The sequence below is a fragment of the Lentzea sp. NPDC092896 genome (genome assembly GCF_044754905.1).
Taxonomy (GTDB): domain Bacteria; phylum Actinomycetota; class Actinomycetes; order Mycobacteriales; family Pseudonocardiaceae; genus Lentzea.
In genome coordinates this window covers 67,908-84,373 of sequence record NZ_JBIVPX010000007.1, presented here as the reverse complement: position 1 = coordinate 84,373, position 16,466 = coordinate 67,908, and the positions used below count along the sequence as shown (strand labels likewise).

Genomic DNA, 16,466 nt, shown 5'->3' with positions numbered 1-16,466 from the left:
CAGGCCCTCACCGTGACGCGCGGCGCCCGGCTACCGGCTTCCACCGGCTCTTCGCCCTATCGTGCGCCGCGTGTCCATCGAGCAACCCGCCGCCTTCCGCCCGCGCACGATCACCGACGTCCTCCGTCCGGCGACGGCCGACGAGGTGGTGGAGATCGTCCGATCCGGCAGGCGACGGCTGCACCCGATCAGCACCGGCTACAACTGGGGCCTGGGTTCGGGTCTGCCGGTCGAGGACGGTGCCACGGTCCTCGACCTGTCGGGCCTGGACCGCGTGCGCGCACTCGACCTCGAACGCGGTTACGCCGTGGTGGAGCCGGGCGTGACCCAGGGCGCGCTCGTGGAGTTGTTGCGCGGCACGCCGAGGATCTTCAACCTCACCACGTCCTCGTTGCGCACCAGCGTCATCGGCAACTCGCTGGAGCGCGGCGTCGGCGTGCACCGCGCCCGTGCCGAGGACCTGGTCGGGCTCGAAGTGGTGCTCGCCGACGGCCGGCGCGAGCACGTCGGCTGGTGGCCGGGCACGTCCGCCGTCCCGCGGCCGCACGGTCTCGGGCCGACGCTCACCCACCTGTTCACGCAGTCGTCGTTCGCGGTCGTCACGGCCGCCGTCGTCCGGCTGCTGCCGAGGCCGGAGGAGGTGCGGGTGCTGCCCTTCACGTTCGCCGAGGACGACCTCGCCGACGCGGTCGACGTGCTGCGGTCGTGGACGGAGCAGCGCCTGGTTCCGCCCACCACCAAGGTCTACAACCCGGTCGCGGCACAGGCGGACGGTTATCTCGCGCACGTCTGCCTCAGCGGCGCGGGCGAGGTGGTCGAGGCTCTCGGTTCGGTTCTTCTCGGCGCGGCAAGGCATTCACCGCTCGTCGCGGCCCCGGCGGTGGACGAGGTGGTCCGCGCGACGTACGCGGGTGATCCCGATCCGGCCGACACGTGGTTCCTGCGCAGGACGACGGGCTGTCCGGCCGAACGGATCGACGCCGAACTCGGGTTGCTGATGTTCCTGCCGATCGTGCCGTTCTCCGGCGAGACCGTGACTCTCGCGGAGAAGCTGATCCACGACTGCTGCGCGTCGACGCCCGCCGTCACGGTGAACGTCCTCGACAGCGACGCCGTCGACCACGTCATCGCGCTCGGCTTCCCGGCAGGCGATTTCACGGCCGTCGCCGAGGCGCAGGAGACTCTCGACCGGTTGCACCAAGCGTTTGCGGCACAGGGTTTTCCGGCCTACCGGCGGGACGTCGACCGGCCGGGGACGGCGACGGCGTTGCAGGCCAGGATCGGGCAGGCCCTCGATCCGGACGGGGTGTTCGCGCCCGGCAGGTACACGGCCTAGCCCAGCCCCGTCAGCTTCCGCGCCGCTTCCGTTTCCCCCCAGCGGAATCCGATGCGGCGCGACAGTTCCACGGCCTCGGTGTACGAAGCGCGCGCCTGTTCGGCCCGTCCCGCGAGCTCGTGCACGGTGCCTCGGTCGAGCAGCACGCCCGCCTCGATCTGCCTGTCCCCCACCGACCGCGCGAGCCGCAACGCCTCGTCCGCCAGTTCCAGCGCCTGGTCCAGGGACCCGAGCTGGCGGTGGGCGTCGGCCATGTTCGCCAGCGCGTGCAGCTCGCCGGACCTGTCACCGCACGCCCGGAGCGTCGTCAGCGTTTCCTGGTAACACACCAGCGCGGCCGGGAGATCGCCCATCGCCGCGTGCACCAGCCCCAGGTTGGTGCGCACGTAGGCCGCGCCCTGCGAGTCGTCCAGTTCCTCGCGCAACGTCAGCGAGGCCTCCAGCGAGGTCAGCGCCGCGGGCAGGTCGCGGCGGCGCCAGTGCGCGATGCCGAGGTTGTTGAGCGTCACGGCTTCCAGCTGGCGGTCGTGCAGGTCGCGGGCCAGCGCCAGCGCCGCCGTCCAGTGCTGCTGGGCCTCGGCGAACTTGAAGCCGCGCTCGCAGGCGGCCCCGAGTTCCTTCAACGCCAACGCTTCCGCGCGCACGTCGCCCAACGAGCGGGCAGCCTCCAGGGCGAGCGTGTTCAACGCGGCCCAGTCCGCCACCTCCGAGCGGCGGCGGAAGTACCAGGACAGACCGGCGGCGAACGCGATCGCGTCGGCCGGTGAGGCCTGGTGCGCGGCGGCGATCAGGTTGTCGCGCTCCTCGGCGAGCCAGAGGTCGGTCGGGTTGTCCGCCAGCGCTTCCAGGTAGTGCTTGTGCAGGCGTTCCAGCGCCAGCGACCGTTCCTCGGACGACTCCGAGCCGCGGCAGCGTTCGCGGGCGAAGAGGCGCAGCAGGTCGTGCAACGCGAACCGGCCGGGCACCGGTTCGTCGACCAGGTGCGCGTCGGCCAGTTCGGCGAGCAGGTCCTCCACGTCCGGCACGTCGGTCAGCGCCCGTGCCGCCGCGACCGCGAAGTCTGGGCCGTCCAGCAGCCCGAGCAGCCGGAAGACCCTGGCCACCGCGGTCGATCCGAGTTCGGCGTAGCTGACCGCGAACGCCGAGCGCACCGCGACGTCGCCGAGCCGGAGCTCGTCGAGGCGGCGCGTCTCGTCCGCCAGCCTGGCGGCGAGCAGCGGCGCGGTCCACTGTGGACGGGCGGCCAGGCGGGCTCCCGCGATGCGCAGCGCCAGCGGGAGTCCGCCGCACCAGCGCACGAGTTCCGCCGCGTCCTCGACCCTGCCGGCGACGCCTTCGAGCAGCCGGAACGCGTCTTCCAGTGGCAGCGCACCGAGTTTCACGTACGAGGCGCCGGTCAGCGAGGTGAGCGGGCGGCGGGACGTGATCAGCACGGCCGAGCCGGGACCGGTCGGCAGCAGGCGCTTCACCTGGCCCGCGGTGGCGACGTTGTCCAGCACCACGAGCAGCCGGCGCGACGCGGTGAGCGAGCGGTAGCGCAGGGCCTCCTCGTCGCCGGGCCGTTCGCCGAGTGCCCGCAGGAACTGGCTCAGGATCCGGTCCGAGGCGCCGTCGGAGAGGTCGGCGTAGAGTTGGCCGTCCGGGAACCTCGCGGCGATCTCGTGGGCCGCCCGCACGGCGAGCGCGGACTTGCCGATGCCCGCCTGCCCGGTGAGCACGCACACCGCGACCCGGTCCTGCCGGAGCTGTGCCTTGATCAGGTTCAGCTCGCGGCCGCGGCCGGAGAAGGTGACCACGTCCGGCGGCAGCTGCCGGATCGCCGCCGCGCCAACGGGTTTCGCGCGCAGGATCTCGGCCTGCAGCCGCCGCAACGACTCCCCCGGCTCGACGCCGAGCTCGTCCGTCAGCACCCGGCGGCACTCCTGGTAGGCGGCCAGCGCCTCGGCCGGGCGTCCCGCGCGGTGCAGCGCCACCATCTGCTGCTCGCGCAGGCGTTCGTTCAACGGGTGCTCGCGCACCCACTCGTTCAGGTCGGCGACGATCTCGACGTGCCGGCCGAGGTCGAGTTCCGCCTCGGCGCACTCGACCCGTGCGGCCAGCCGCAGCTCCTCCAGCTGGGCGACGACCCCGCGCAACAGCCCGGACGCGGCCAGATCCGCGAGGGCGGGCCCGCGCCACAACGCGAGCGCCTCCCGGTAGCTGCGGGGCGTGCGTTCCTTGCGGGCGGCGTCGAGCAGCTCGCTGAACCGGGTGAGGTCGAGCTCCGCGGGGTCGATCGACATCAGGTAGCCGGGCGCCCGCGAGAGCAGCCGCGATCCGACGATCTTGCGCAGCTGGTAGACGTAGACCTGGAGGTTCTTCAACGCCGTCTTGGGCGGCGCGTCGTCCCACAGCACGCTGATCAGCCGGTCGACCGACAGCACCCGGCCGGGCTGGGCGAGGAGCAGCGCCAGCACCGCGCGTTGCTTGGGCGGCCCAAGGCTCACCCGCACGCCGTCGTCGGCGTAACACTCGACCGGCCCGAGCACCCGGAACTCCACAACTCCCGATCGTAACTACCAACCGCATACCGGACGCATGCCACGCGCCAGGACGTTCGACCCATGACGAAAACCTCACTGGCACTGGTGGTGGCACTCGGCACCCTGGCTGCCGCCGTGTCCCCCGCCCAGGCCGTCGAGCCCTACTCCTCCAGCCCGTCGCAGTCGCACGCCGTCCGCTCGAGCGGCGGTTACGACGTGATCGTCGGCGGTGTGAAGAGAGCCACCGTCGCCGTCAGCGATCCCGCCTACACGATCAGGTCCTCCTCTTCGGCCGACGGCGCTCAGGCCGCCGTGATCTCCGACTTCGACGGCACCAGCGGCAGCTCGCTGAGCACGGTCGACCGGTACGGCAAGTCTCGTTTCGTGGCGCGCGGGGCGATCACCTCGGCCGTGTTCCACGGTTCGACGCTGGCCTACGCGGACGGCGAGAACGTCGTCGTCGACGGCGTGTCCGTGGGCAAGCTCAAGGGCCGCGCGCCCCAGCTGCTCGGCTTCACCACCGACGGCACCGGTCTGCTGGCCGTGCAGCACCCGGACGTCGCCGACGACAGCACGTACGTGGGTTCGCTGGTGCGGTTCGACGTGAAGTCGGGCGCCGCGAAGCCGTTGATCACGTCGGACTCGTCGTCGTTGTACCGCGACTTCAAGCTGGTCGACGTCAAGGGCGAGCGGCACGTCAGCTTCATCAAGCACAACGAGATCTACCGCTGCGGCGGCGCCGAACCGCAGTGGCTGGGCCTGGCGTCGGAGGACGGCGAGGTCCGGTCGCTGGTCGGCGAGACCCGGCACCACTACCGCAGCGCCGTGTGGAGCACCGACGGCGCACGCGTCGCGTACGAGGTCATGGGGTGCGTGTCCGACAAGACGCTCGGCCCCGACCAGTTCGCCGGGTTCAACGGCGTCTACGTCCAGGACCTGGCCACGCGCAAGGCTTCGCGGGTCGTCGAGGGCCTGTCGTTCAACTACGCGCTGACCGGCATCGACGGCGACGAGCCCGTGATCGGCAGCCCCGCGAAGGGGTACGTGAAGGCGTCGGGTCTGCGCGCCGCCTCGCTGGACGGTGAGGTCACCACGATGGGCCGGCTGAACCGCGCCGAGTACATCCACCAGCTGTGGGACACGCGCAACGAGTTCAACGGCAACTCGTCCTGCGGCCCGACCAGCGCGGTGATCGACCTCGTCACCTACCAGCTCACGAACGAGTTCGGCGTGCAGGTCCCACAGCCGACCTCGCACTACTCGAAGTGGGGCCGCTACATCACCGACGAGTTCAGCAACCGCGGCACCACCTTCAACCGCACCATGAACGACTGGGACCGCGTCGGCAACTGGAAGGGTGCGCACGGCTGGATCACCGGCTACTACTGCCCCGGCAACCGCCCCTGCGCCTCCTGGGAGTCCGAGCGCGACTTCCTGGCCCGCAACGGCGCCGCGGTGCAGCAGGGCAACTTCACCCCGGCGCAGGTCCGCGCGTTCCTCGACCAGGGCAAGTTCGTGATCATGAGCGGCACGTGGGGGTCGACGGCCGGGCATCTGTCGGTGGTGATCGGGTACCACGACAACGGGTCGTTCTACGTCCACGACACCTATGGGGCGGGTACGGACGGGAGTTACGACGGGGCGAACCAGCTCTACACCTGGAACTACATCGCTCCCGCGCAGATGTGGGCCGCCTAAGTACTTGACGACAGGCGTCAAGTACTTGATACGCTCTGTCAAGTGGCGACCACCTCGGAACACGTGGACCTGCGAAACGACCTGATCCGGCTCGTGACGAGCCGCCTGCTCGACCCGCTGGAAATCCTGCTGCCGCAGGCCGATCTCGTCGGCCTGCGGCAGTCCGTCGAGGCCGACGCCGAGATGTGGGCGGCCCAGCTGCTCGGGCCCGACGACGCGCTGGCCCGGCAGGTGGCCATCCGCCTGATGGCAGTGCTCCACCCCGGCGACACCCCGTTCGACCCGCCCGAGAGCTGGTGGGCGACGCCGCTGGGACGTGCCGCCGCGCGGCGGGCCGGCCACCCGAGCAAGGACCACGTGTCGTTGGGGGTGGCCGGCGCGATGCTCGGGATCACCCGCCAGGGCGTGCACGACCTGGTGAACCGCAACAAGCTGCTGCGGCACCCGGACGGCGGCGTGACCGTCGACTCGATCCGCACCCGGCTGAGCCTGAGGAGAGACCAGTGAGGTTAGCGGCTACCGACTTCGGCGGCGACGGTCCGTCGCACCTGCTCCTGCACGGCCTGGGCGGCGGCAGATCCGCCTGGGAAACGCTTGCGCCCCAGCTGAACGGCCGCGCCGTCGCGGTCGACCTGCGTGGGCACGGCGAGTCTCCCGACGGCGCGTGGGACTGGGAGGCGGTGCTCGACGATCTCGACGAGTCAGCCGTCCACTTCGGACTCGACGAGCCCGTCGTCGTCGGGCAGTCGCTGGGCGGCGTCCTGGCCGGACTGTGGGCGCTGCGGCACCCGTCGTGCCCGGCGGCGATCAGCCTGGACGGACACCGTTCCGCCACAACGCATCCGGCGAACTACGCGGGACTGCCGGCCGAGGAGGTCGCGGACGGCCTGGCGAAGCTGAACGCGATCTTCGACGCCCAGCTGGAGACGATCACCCGCCCGTCGCACGAGATGCTCTCGGTGCTGCGGACGTCACCCGAGCTCCTGGATGCCCTGCCGATCTTCGCGCAGGTGACCAGCCCGTTCCTGCTGGTGCTCGCCACCCGCAACCTGCCGGTGCCGCCCGATCTCGTGCCGTTGTTCGACGCCCACCGCGCGGGACTGCGCCGCGACATGCCAAAAAACGTTCAGGTGCACGAGATCGACGCGACGCACGGCTTGGTGAACGAACAGCCCGCGGAAGTCGCCGCGATCATCAATCACTTCGTGAGCAGTCGCTTCAACGCCTGACGGGCCCGGCACGGTGCCGCGCTGTCGTGTTCGAGCTGCAGGAAGTGGTTGAGCGCCAGCATGACGCCGAGGATCTCGTAGATCAACTGGTCGACGTCCGTGTCCAGCTTGAGGTCGCCGTCGCTCACCGCGCGCCGGATGTGGATCCGCAGGTCCCTGCGCCACAACGCGTTCATGCCGGCCAGCGCGTCGCGGACGCGGCCGGTGCGGCCGTCGAACTCCGCGGTGGCGGCGGTGAAGAAGCACCCGCCGGGCAGCACCTCGCGTTCGAGGTAGGAGACCCAGGCCTCGCAGACGTCGATCAGGCGCGGCAGGCCTGACGGCATCTGCTTGACCTTGCGCGGCACCTCCCGCAGGAAGACCTCCGCGGCCTGGTCGACCACCGCGAGTTGCAGGGCCTCCTTGGTGCCGAAGTGGCCCAGCAGGCCCGCCTTGCTCATCCCGAGCTCCGTCGCCAGCCGCCCGATCGTGAGTCCCTCAAGACCTTCCGACGACGCGATGGCGAGGCTCCGGTCGAGGATGCGCTGCCGCGTCTCGCGGGTGTCGGCGACAGATCGGCGCGGGCTCATGTTTGTAGTCTACGTCTCTTTAGCTACCGACCGATCGGTTGCTATATTCGCCAGGTCGCCTGGCTTGAAGGAGAGTTCACCTTGTCCGGATCCCGTGTCGTCGCGTTCGGCCATCACCAGCCCGAACGCGTGCTGACCAACGCTGACCTGGAAAAGATGGTGGACACCAACGACGAGTGGATCCGCCAGCGGACCGGCATCGCCACCCGCCGCATCGCCGCCGAGAAGGAGACCGTCGCCGACATGGCCTCCGCGGCAGGTGCGAAGGCACTCGCCGCGTCCGGGCTCGCGCCGTCCGACATCGGGCAGGTCATCGTCGCCACCTGTTCGGCGATCGACCGCTCCCCCTCGACCGCGGCCAGGGTGGCGGCGCACCTGTCGATCCCTTCCGCCGTCGTCTTCGACCTCAACAACGCCTGCGCCGGCTTCTGCACGGCCCTCGCCACCGCCGACCACACGATCCGGGCCGGTGCCGCGCGGCACGCGCTGGTCATCGGTGCCGAGAAGATGTCCGACCTGGTCGACTGGACCGACCGCTCGTCCTGCATCCTGCTGGGCGACGGCGCCGGCGCGGCCGTGGTCAGCGCTTCCGACGACGCCCTCATCAGCCCGGTCACCTGGGGCTCGGACCCGACGCGGAGCAACGCGGTCCGCCTCGTCGACGAGTGGCAGCCGCGCTTCTCCCAGGAGGGCCAGGCCGTCTTCCGCTGGGCCACCAGCGAACTCCCCGCCGTCGCCGTCAAGGCGTGCGAACGGGCCGGCGTCGCCGTCACGGACCTCGCGGCCGTGGTCACGCACCAGGCCAACCTGCGGATCATCGAGGCGATGACGCGCAAGCTCGGTCTGCGCGAGGGCACCGTGATCGCGCGCGACGTGGTCGAGTCCGGCAACACCTCCGCCGCCTCCGTGCCGCTCGCACTGTCCAAGATGGCCGAGAGCGGGGAACTCCCGTCCGGTCAGCCCGTCCTGCTGTTCGCCTTCGGTGGCGGGCTGTCGTGGGCGGGTCAGGTGATCACCACCCCGTGACAGGCCAAGCGAGGGCACGGATGGAGCGTGCCCTCGCCCGTGGCGATGTTTCCCTGTCCCCTGCGACCGACATCGCCAGCCTGACGGGCTAGCTCGCCCGCCGGGTCAGGCTCGCCGGTGCCAGGTCCAGGCCCCACGAGTCGATCGTGCCGACATCCGCCTGGTAGACGTCCCGCACGCGGAGCTTCCACGTGCCGTTGGCGGACTCGCTCGACAGGTCGGCCGTGAAGGTCTGGTCGATGTCGTCCGCACTGCCCCCGGTCTGGTCGCGCAACGGGTAGGCCGTGCCGTCCGGAGCGATCAGGGACACCGTCAGGTCACCGACGTACGTGTGCCTGATCTTCACCGCCACCGCCGCCCGGATCGACGGCACCGCCGAACAACCCGAGATGACGAGGTCGCTGTCGACCGCGGCACCCGCGTCCGGAATGGCGACGTCGTTCGGGTTGGTGGCGCTGCAGGTTCCGCCGCCGCCACCGGTGACGGTCAGCGCGAAGGTGGCGGTGCGCGACGCCGAACCGGCCGCGGTGATCGTGACCGGATAGCTGCCGGGCGCCACCGACGCCGTGGTGCTGATCGACAACGTCGAACTCGCACCCGTGCTCACCGAGGCCGGGCTGAACGAAGCCGTTGCCCCGGAAGGCAGTCCGGACGCGGACAGCTGCACGGTCTGCGGCTGACCGCTGACGGTCTGAGTCGCCACGGTCGCCGTCAGGGACGCACCCGCCGCCACCGAACCCGACGCCGGCGAGACCGCCACCGAGAAGTCCGCGGCCGGCGCGCCACCGACCGCCGCCTTCCACAGCGTGTAGGCGATGCCGTCGACGGCGCGGTTCAGATGCGGGTCGCTGATGTTCGCCGTGCTGTCGCAGGACGAGTGGTAGCACGGGTCGAACGCGCGACCCGCCGTACCGCCCCACTTCGTCGCCTGGGCGGACGTCTTGGTGGCGCTGGCGCCCATCGCGTAGCCGGACGCCGGGATGCCCGCGTTCGTGAACGACGCGTCGTCGGAACGGTTGCGGCCCTCGGTGTTCTCCTCCGGCTGCAGGTTCAGCGAGTCCCAGTAGGCCTTCATGTGCGTCGACTGCGCGGCGTTGAGGTTGTTGATGAAGTAGCCGCCGTTGACCGATCCGATCATGTCGAAGTTGTAGTAGGCCTTGATCTTCGAGCGGTCCGCCGCCGGGAGCTGGGAGACGTAGAAGCGCGAGCCGTTGAGCCCCTGCTCCTCGTCGGTCCACCAGCCGAAGCGGACCTTGTTCAGCATCGACGGGTTGGTGCGCGCGAGGACGAGCGCGGTCTCCAGCAGTGCGGCAGAACCGGAGCCGTTGTCGTTGATGCCGGCACCGGCCGACACGGAATCCAGGTGAGCGCCGAACATGTGCACGTTGTTCGCGTCACCGCCACGCCACTCGGCGATCAGGTTCGGGCCGGCTCCCGAGGTGCAGCCCGAGGTGCAGGCCTGTTCCGTCACGGCGTATCCGGCCGCCGTCAGCTTGTCCTTCACGTAGGTCACCGAGGCGCGGTACCCGGCCGACGTGGACCGGCGGTTGCCGCCGTTCTGCGACGCGATGGTGGAGAACTGGGTCAGGTGCTGCTTCACCGCCGCGACGTCGACGTCCGGTGCCTGACCACCGCCACCTCCGCCGCCACCTCCGAGGTTGAGCGACCACGAGTCGATGCGCCCGGTGTCATTGGCCGCGTTGTCGTTCACCCGCAGCTTCCACGTGCCGTTCGCGGTCTCGCCCGAGAGGTCGGCGGTGTAGGTCTGGTCGATGTTGTCCGCCGACCCGCCGGTGTTGGTGTGCAGCGGGTAGGTCGAACCGTCCGGCGCGACCAGGCTGACCGCGAGGTCGCCGACGTAGGTGTGGACGATCTTCACCGGGACCGTGCTGGTCGCCGACGGAGCCGTGGAGCACCCGGAGATCGTGATCGACGACTCCACCGTCGCGTTGTCGTTGATCGTCACGTCGTCACCGTTGCTGCCGGAGCACCCGCCACCGCCACCGCCGGAGGTGACCGTCAACGAGTACACAGTGGACTTTGTCGTCGTGCCGGCCGCGTTCACCGTCACGTTGTAGGTGCCCGCGGGCGTGGACGAGCCAGTCGAGATCGTCATGGTCGAGCTGCTCCCGGTCGTCACCGAGGACGGGCTGAACGCCGCGGTCGCACCACTGGGCAGACCGGTCGCCGACAGCGCCACGGTCTGCGCGGCACCGCTCACGGTGGCGGTGCTGACGGTCGCGGTGGCCGAGGAACCCTGCGCGACGCTGCCGGAGGACGGCGAGAGCGCGACGGAGAAGTCGTTCGACTGACCGGTGCACACCGGGTCGTTCGTCTGCGCCGGCACCGACACCGCGTCCCACGCCGCCTTCACGGTGGTGAAGACCCGGCAGTCGGAGTACAGGTTCTTCGCCGCGTTCAGCGTCGCCGTGCGGACGTTGACGTACTTCCAGTTGGACGTCTTGGCCAGCAGGCCGTTGTAGAACACCTTGCCCGCCTCCTGGACGCCGACACCGGTCACCGAGGACGGGCCGCCGGAGCAGATCGGGCTGTTCGGGTCGCCGCCACCGGGGTTGCTCCCCTTGGCCACCAGGTAGAACCAGTGGTTCAACGGACCGGCGGCCTTGTGCACCTCGGTGCTCGGGATGGACGACGAGAAGCAGTTCGGGTCGCCGCTCACCAGCGACGGGTTGTACATGTTGCGCAACGGCTGGGTGCCGCTGAAGTTGACCTCCTCGCCGACGAGGAAGTCCGGCGGGTCGTTGGGGTTGTTGGCGAAGTGCTCGGTCAGGGCGCCGAAGATGTCGCCGGTGCCCTCGTTGATCCCGCCGTTCTCGTTGCCGGAACCGTTGCCACCGGGCGTGGTCTGGAAGATCGCGTGCCCGTACTCGTGCGCCACCACGTCGATCGCGGTGAGCTGGCGGTCACGGGCGCCGTTGTAGCCGAACGTCGTGTTGCTGCCGGTCCAGTAGGCGTTGGCCTCCTGGAGCCCGACCTTCGCCGCGAACGTCCGGCCGTTGCCGTCGACGCCGTTGCGCCCCAGCCACTGCGAGAGCATGGCCCACTCTTGTTGCGCCGCATACAACACGTCGACGCACGCGGTTTCCAGGTCGTTGGCGCCCGCGCTGCCCCACGCGTCGTCGGTGCCGGTGTAGGCGCCGCCGCTCTGGCCGCCGCACTGCAGGCCGGGCTTGGTGGAGTCGGTCATGCTGAACGACGAGCCCGAGCCCGACGTGCCGATGGTGACGTCGCCGTTGTAGTAACCACGTCCGGTGCCGGCGAAGACCTCGTCACGCGAGCCGAGCACAGCGCCCGTGGAGGCGTCGACGAACACGTGCAGAACGCTCGGCGCACGGCCTTTCGTGCCGCGAACGACTGTCTCCCAGGCGAGTTTCGGCGCGTCCGTCGCGTGCACCACGAGCCGTGGCGTGTCGACGGCGTTCGCCACCGCGAGCTGGGTCCTGGAGATCGCCTTCGCCCGGTCGGCGCTGATCTTGGCGGTGGTGTCGACCGCGATCGCTTGCTGCTGGGCGACGTTGGTGTTCAGCACGGCACCCGTGGCGTTCTTGACGACGACGTAGTCGCCGCCCACGACCGGAAGTCCTTGATAAGTGCGTTCGTAGGCCACGTACTGCAGGCCGTTGCCGCCCTGCGTCGTCGAGACGACGTGCGCGTCCCCGCTGCTGGGCGGAGGTTCCGGCGCGGCGGAGGCGGGTAGGACGACTGTCGCGATGGCTGTCGCTGTCGCCAGCGCAGCTGATAGCAGGGTTCTTCTCACGGTGGAGCTCCTTATGCAGGGAGAGCGGTGGTTCAGGCGTCGGCGCGCTGGCCCGTGACCAGGGCGGCGGCCGTCGCGAAGGTGACGTCGTCGAACAGCGCCGACACCGGGTCGTCCGGGTGGTTGTCGTCGCGGTTGACGAGGGTGAGCGTGTAGCTGACGCCCGCCTTGAGCGGTGCGGTGACCTGCTGCCAGCCCTGACCGCTCGTGCAGGTCTTGGCCAGCGGAGTCGTGGTGGCGCCGGACGAGTTGTCGGTCAGCACGACCTTCGCCCAGGCGTAGCGCACGCTGTCCGGGCAGGACTGCGAGTACCAGACCGAGAGCGTGCCCGCGGCCGGCGCGGTGAAGGTCTGCCGGACGGTGGACTCGCCGTTGGTGGCGGTCGCCGCCCCGAGGCGCACGGCGTTCGTGCCGGTGCGGGCGCCCGAGTTCACGACGGTGGCGGTGCCGCCGCCGGTCCAGCCGGTCAGCGATCCCGACTCGAAGCCGCCGTTCACAACGCCGGCGCTCCCGCCCACCGTCAGTTCGACCGCGGCCGTTTTCGTCGCGCTGGTACCGGTTCCGGTCACCGTGACCGTCGCCGTGCCGGACGTCGCCGAGGACGAGGCCGCCAGCGTGAGCGTGGCGCTCTCCCCCGCCTTCACCGAGGCCGGCGCGAACGTCGCGGTGACACCGGAAGGCACACCGGACGCGCTGAGCGCGATCGTCTGCGCGGCACCGGTCGCGGTGGTGCCGACCTTGACCGACGCCGACTGCCCCGGCTGGACGGTCACGGACCTGGGTTCGACCCCGATCGAGAAGTCGTCGCCGGGTTGATCTCCCAGCTGCTGGCGGATCAACGGCTCGTAGTGGGTGATCTTCGCGCCCACCTGCGGTCCCGCGCACTGCGCGTCGCCGGACTCGATCAGCCCGACCTGCCGCCACACACCGTTCTGCTGGACCACGAGCGGGCTTCCGCTGTCGCCGGAGCACACGCCGGTGGTGTCGTTCTTCACCGGCCCGAAGCAGAGGTGCTTGTCCGGCGTGAACGTCCAGCCGATGTTCTTGCAGCCGCCGGTGGCGTCCGGGTCGATCACCGGGAGGGTGGCCTTCTTCATGACCGGGTCGTAGTCGGCGGTGGTGGTGCCGGGGCCGGTCTTGCCGTGCGTGGTGAGCAACGCCTGCGTGCCGACGGCGTTGAGCGCGGGGTCGGTGGCGAGCTGCAGCAACGACGCGGGCGTGCCCACGTTGCGGTCCAGCGTCAGCACCGCCACGTCGTCACCGGCGAGCGAGCCCCACTGGTAGTCGGGGTGCTTCCAGAACGACGTGATCTTCGCGACCACCCCGTCGGTGCCCGTGAGGTCGGTGCGGCCCCAGATGACGGTCTTGTCCTTGACCTCGCCGTAGGTCGGGTCCATGCAGTGCGCGGCGGTGACGACCTTGTTCGGCCGAACCAGGGCGCCGCCGCACGAGACCTTCTGCGGATGCGCGCTGCCCGGCCTGGTGATCACCACCTGCCACGGGTGCTCGGCGTGCGTGGTGTGTTCGCCGCCTTTTACCGCGTGCGCGGATCCAGGGATCAGGGTGGCGACCAGTGCCGCGACACCGACGATTAATCGCATTGTTTTCACAGCGGACAGATTCGCTTCACCGGACATTCCGGCACAATGCCTAACTCTTCAGTGCGCCGTTCACTTTTCAGTTGTGCGATTCTTCGCGTCATTCGGTGAAGCGGGTCCCGCCGGGGATGCGGGACCCGCTCCTGCCGCTGGCCGCTAGCGGCGTGGCCCGGAACGTTGCCGGGTGAATTCGCGGTCAGACGGGTGCGTCGTGGTGCCGCCCCGACGTCCTCATACTGGATGTATGGGGGCGTGGGGGCGGTGCCGCGAGGCGCCCTGCTGAGCGTGAATACGCCCGCCAACGGGCCGGGCCACGTCGCTAGACGGTGACCGACCAGCTGCTCAGCACGCCGACGTCGCCGGGGCCGTTGTCCCCGATCCGCAGCGTCCACGTGCCGCCCGCGGCCTCCCCTGCCGCCGGGACCACGGTGAACGTCCTGCCGCTGACGAACGGGGTGCACGAGTAGTTGCCACCCGGCGTCCGCAGCAGCGGGTACCAGCGGCCGCTCGGCGCCACCAGCGTGACGTTCAGGTCTTCCAGGCAGGTGTGCGTCGCGCCGACCTTCACCGTGACCGGGTTCCTGGCGGAGCCGGTGGCGGTCGACCGCAGCGGGCTGACCACCGTCTGGAAGTCGCGGATCTGGTAGTCCGTGTCGTTCGTGAACGTCCGGCCGCCCGTGTCACCGGGCGACGTGCGGGCGGACACGGCCGGGCTGGGCTTCGACTTGTTGCCCGCCGCGTCCCTCGCCTGGACGGTGAACGAGTACGCCGTGTCCGCGGTCAGGCCCGTCACGGTCGCCGTGGTGCTCGTGACGGTCGTGGCGAGCGCACTGCCGTTGTAGACCTCGTAACTCGCGACGCCCACGTTGTCGACGGACGCGTCCCAGGCCAGCGTCACGCTGGACGCGGTGACGCCCGTTGACCTGGGGTTACCGGGCGTCGTGGGCGGTTCGTCGTCCGCCGTGCCCGGCTGGGTGCGCGCGTTGACGGCCGTGCTGGCGGCGGAGGCGTTGCCCGCGGCGTCCTTGGCCTTGATCGTGAAGGTGTAGTCGTTGTCCGGCTTGAGTCCGGTGACGGTCGCCGTGGTGCCCGTGACCGTCGTGGCGAGCGCACTGCCGTTGTAGACCTCGTAGCCCGTCACGCCGACGTTGTCCGTGGAGGCGTCCCAGGCCAGTGAGACGCTGGAGGAGGTGGTGCTCACGGCGCGAGGGGCCCCTGGAGCGGTCGGCGCGGTGGTGTCACCAGGACCGCCGGTGACCAGCGTGAGGTTCCACTTGCGCAGTGCCTCGTTGACCGGCTGGAAGATCGACAGGTCGTCGTCGTTGGTCGGGTTCTGCACGCACTGCGACGGGCCACCGTCGTGCAGGCCGACCGCCTTGTCGCCGAGCAACCAGCCACCACCTGAGTCACCGCCGAGCGAGCAGGCGGTGGTCCAGGTGAGGTCCTCGATGACCAGTCCGCCGCCGTAGTCGACGGACTTGTGCGTGTACTTGACCTCGCCGCACTTCCACTTGGAGGTGTTGCCCGAGTGGCAGACGCGGTCGCCGACCATGGCCTCGGCGGAGCCGGTCACGGTGATCGCGGGCTCGCCCCACGTGTTGACCGCGGCGGACAGGTTCCAGCCCGACTCGGTCACCGCGACCACGCCCATGTCACCCTCGCGGGCGTTCACGCTGCGGCTGCCGCCGACGTTCGAGGTACCGAGCCGGTTCTGCTGCCCGGACTGCCCGTACGCGGCCTGGTTCGCGTCGTTCGTGCAGTGCCCGGCGGTCAGGAAGTGCTTGCCGCCGTTGGCATCCGTCGCACCGAACCCGACCGAGCAGTTCGACTCCGACCCCGGCCACCACGGGCTGCCGGTCTGTACCGTCCCGGCCTGCTGGCGCTGCTGGGAGTTCGTCTCGACGACGCCCGCTCCGAGCTTCTTGACCTCCCGCAGGAACTTCTCGGTGGCCTGGGTCTTCTTCGTCGTGTTGACCGTGACGCCGACCTGGTTGTTCTTCACGTCGACGCCCCAGCTGTACACGCCGGGCACGCCGGTGCCGATCAGCTTCCGGACCTCGTCGAGCTGGCGGTCGAGGTCGGCCTGGCTCCGCTGGACCTTGGTCGCCCTGACGCCACTGGCGTTCGCCTGGGCCACGGCCTCGTCGGTGGTGACCGCCACGGTCAGCGCGCCGGCCTCGGCGTCGAACCAGTGGCCGGCGAGCTGACCGAGCAGGGACGGCGGCAGGCTCTTGAACCGCTTGTGCGCGTCGTCCTGGGCGGTGAGCTGGGTACGTGCCTGCTGGGGCGAGATGCCCAGCGCCGTCGCCACGCCGTTCACGGCGGCGGGCGGTGCCGCGGGGGTGTCGGGCTGGACGGCTTCCGCCGATCCGCTTTGAATTGCCGCGAACACACCGATCGCGAGGACCGGCCCGCACGCGGCGGCGATGATTCTGCGCATTTGCATGGCTGGAACTCCTTCAGGCAGGGGTTCCGGAAAAATAAGTCCGGAAACCGGCCCGCGGACAGCCACGACCGCGTTTAACAGTTCAGTTCGGCGATTTTCCGGGATTCACCTTCCCCGGAAATAGGCCGGTGTGGCGACTCGGGAGCCCGCCGAGCCGCCACACCGTTGGTGACGCACGAGAAGGAGGTTCAGGCAGCCGGTGCGGGAACGAGCGCATCGCCGCGTGACGTCATCGGTCCGCCACCTGGCCACGCGGGCGACGTC

Annotated in this window: 10 protein-coding genes; 5 read left to right on the top strand and 5 right to left on the bottom strand. The window is 70.2% G+C overall.

Annotated elements, in window-relative coordinates; all coding sequences use genetic code 11:
* Positions 1-70 precede the first annotated feature (70 nt).
* Entirely contained in the window at positions 71-1,336 is a 1,266-nt protein-coding gene (locus ACIQF0_RS30730) for an FAD-binding oxidoreductase (RefSeq protein WP_401035089.1), read from the top strand.
* Here the strand turns inward: ACIQF0_RS30730 and ACIQF0_RS30725 are convergent.
* The gene (locus ACIQF0_RS30725) at positions 1,333-3,876 is read right to left on the bottom strand and encodes a BTAD domain-containing putative transcriptional regulator (RefSeq protein ID WP_401035086.1); all 2,544 of its coding nucleotides are present in this window, start codon (positions 3,874-3,876) and stop codon (positions 1,333-1,335) included. The two genes, ACIQF0_RS30730 and ACIQF0_RS30725, sit on opposite strands and share 4 nt — an antisense overlap.
* Positions 3,877-3,939: 63 nt before the next feature.
* Here ACIQF0_RS30725 and ACIQF0_RS30720 point away from each other — a divergent pair, with 63 nt between their 5' ends.
* The 3 genes from ACIQF0_RS30720 to ACIQF0_RS30710 are packed head-to-tail and all read left to right on the top strand — an operon-like array spanning position 3,940 to position 6,785.
* Complete coding sequence (locus ACIQF0_RS30720) at positions 3,940-5,556, top strand: C39 family peptidase (protein ID WP_401035083.1); 1,617 nt, start codon at positions 3,940-3,942, stop codon at positions 5,554-5,556.
* A gap of 42 nt (positions 5,557-5,598) precedes the next feature.
* The gene (locus ACIQF0_RS30715; RefSeq protein ID WP_401035081.1) at positions 5,599-6,063 is read left to right on the top strand and encodes a hypothetical protein; all 465 of its coding nucleotides are present in this window, start codon (positions 5,599-5,601) and stop codon (positions 6,061-6,063) included.
* A complete protein-coding gene (locus ACIQF0_RS30710) occupies positions 6,060-6,785 on the top strand; it encodes an alpha/beta fold hydrolase (RefSeq protein WP_401035079.1) in 726 nt (241 codons plus the stop codon). The genes ACIQF0_RS30715 and ACIQF0_RS30710 overlap by 4 nt, the downstream gene beginning before the upstream one ends.
* Here the strand turns inward: ACIQF0_RS30710 and ACIQF0_RS30705 are convergent.
* Positions 6,755-7,354, bottom strand: coding sequence for a TetR/AcrR family transcriptional regulator (locus tag ACIQF0_RS30705; RefSeq protein WP_401035076.1), 600 nt, complete (start codon positions 7,352-7,354; stop codon positions 6,755-6,757). The genes ACIQF0_RS30710 and ACIQF0_RS30705 overlap by 31 nt on opposite strands.
* 81 nt (positions 7,355-7,435) lie before the next feature.
* On the opposite strand from ACIQF0_RS30705, the gene ACIQF0_RS30700 reads away from it, so the two are divergent.
* Positions 7,436-8,380 carry a beta-ketoacyl-ACP synthase III gene (locus tag ACIQF0_RS30700; protein ID WP_401035073.1) on the top strand — a complete coding sequence of 315 codons (945 nt, stop codon included), beginning with the start codon at positions 7,436-7,438 and terminating at the stop codon, positions 8,378-8,380.
* Between the two features lie 88 nt (positions 8,381-8,468).
* Here the strand turns inward: ACIQF0_RS30700 and ACIQF0_RS30695 are convergent, their stop codons facing one another.
* The 3 genes from ACIQF0_RS30695 to ACIQF0_RS30685 form a co-directional block, all read right to left on the bottom strand.
* A complete protein-coding gene (locus ACIQF0_RS30695; RefSeq protein ID WP_401035071.1) occupies positions 8,469-12,158 on the bottom strand; it encodes a M28 family peptidase in 3,690 nt (1,229 codons plus the stop codon).
* 32 nt (positions 12,159-12,190) lie between these two features.
* Entirely contained in the window at positions 12,191-13,759 is a 1,569-nt protein-coding gene (locus ACIQF0_RS30690; protein ID WP_401035068.1) for a S1 family peptidase, read from the bottom strand.
* Positions 13,760-14,075: 316 nt separating this feature from the next.
* Positions 14,076-16,202 (bottom strand): fibronectin type III domain-containing protein, encoded by a 2,127-nt coding sequence (locus tag ACIQF0_RS30685; protein ID WP_401035066.1) that lies wholly within the window; start codon positions 16,200-16,202, stop codon positions 14,076-14,078.
* Positions 16,203-16,466 lie beyond the last annotated feature (264 nt).

Excerpts from the sequence above, each read along its gene's own strand:
- ACIQF0_RS30720 (WP_401035083.1), top strand. The coding sequence starts at position 3,940 with ATGACGAAAACCTCACTGGCACTGGTGGTGGCACTCGGCACCCTGGCT.
- ACIQF0_RS30705 (WP_401035076.1), bottom strand. The coding sequence starts at position 7,354 with ATGAGCCCGCGCCGATCTGTCGCCGACACCCGCGAGACGCGGCAGCGC.
- ACIQF0_RS30690 (WP_401035068.1), bottom strand. The coding sequence starts at position 13,759 with ATGCGATTAATCGTCGGTGTCGCGGCACTGGTCGCCACCCTGATCCCT.
- ACIQF0_RS30685 (WP_401035066.1), bottom strand. The coding sequence starts at position 16,202 with ATGCAAATGCGCAGAATCATCGCCGCCGCGTGCGGGCCGGTCCTCGCG.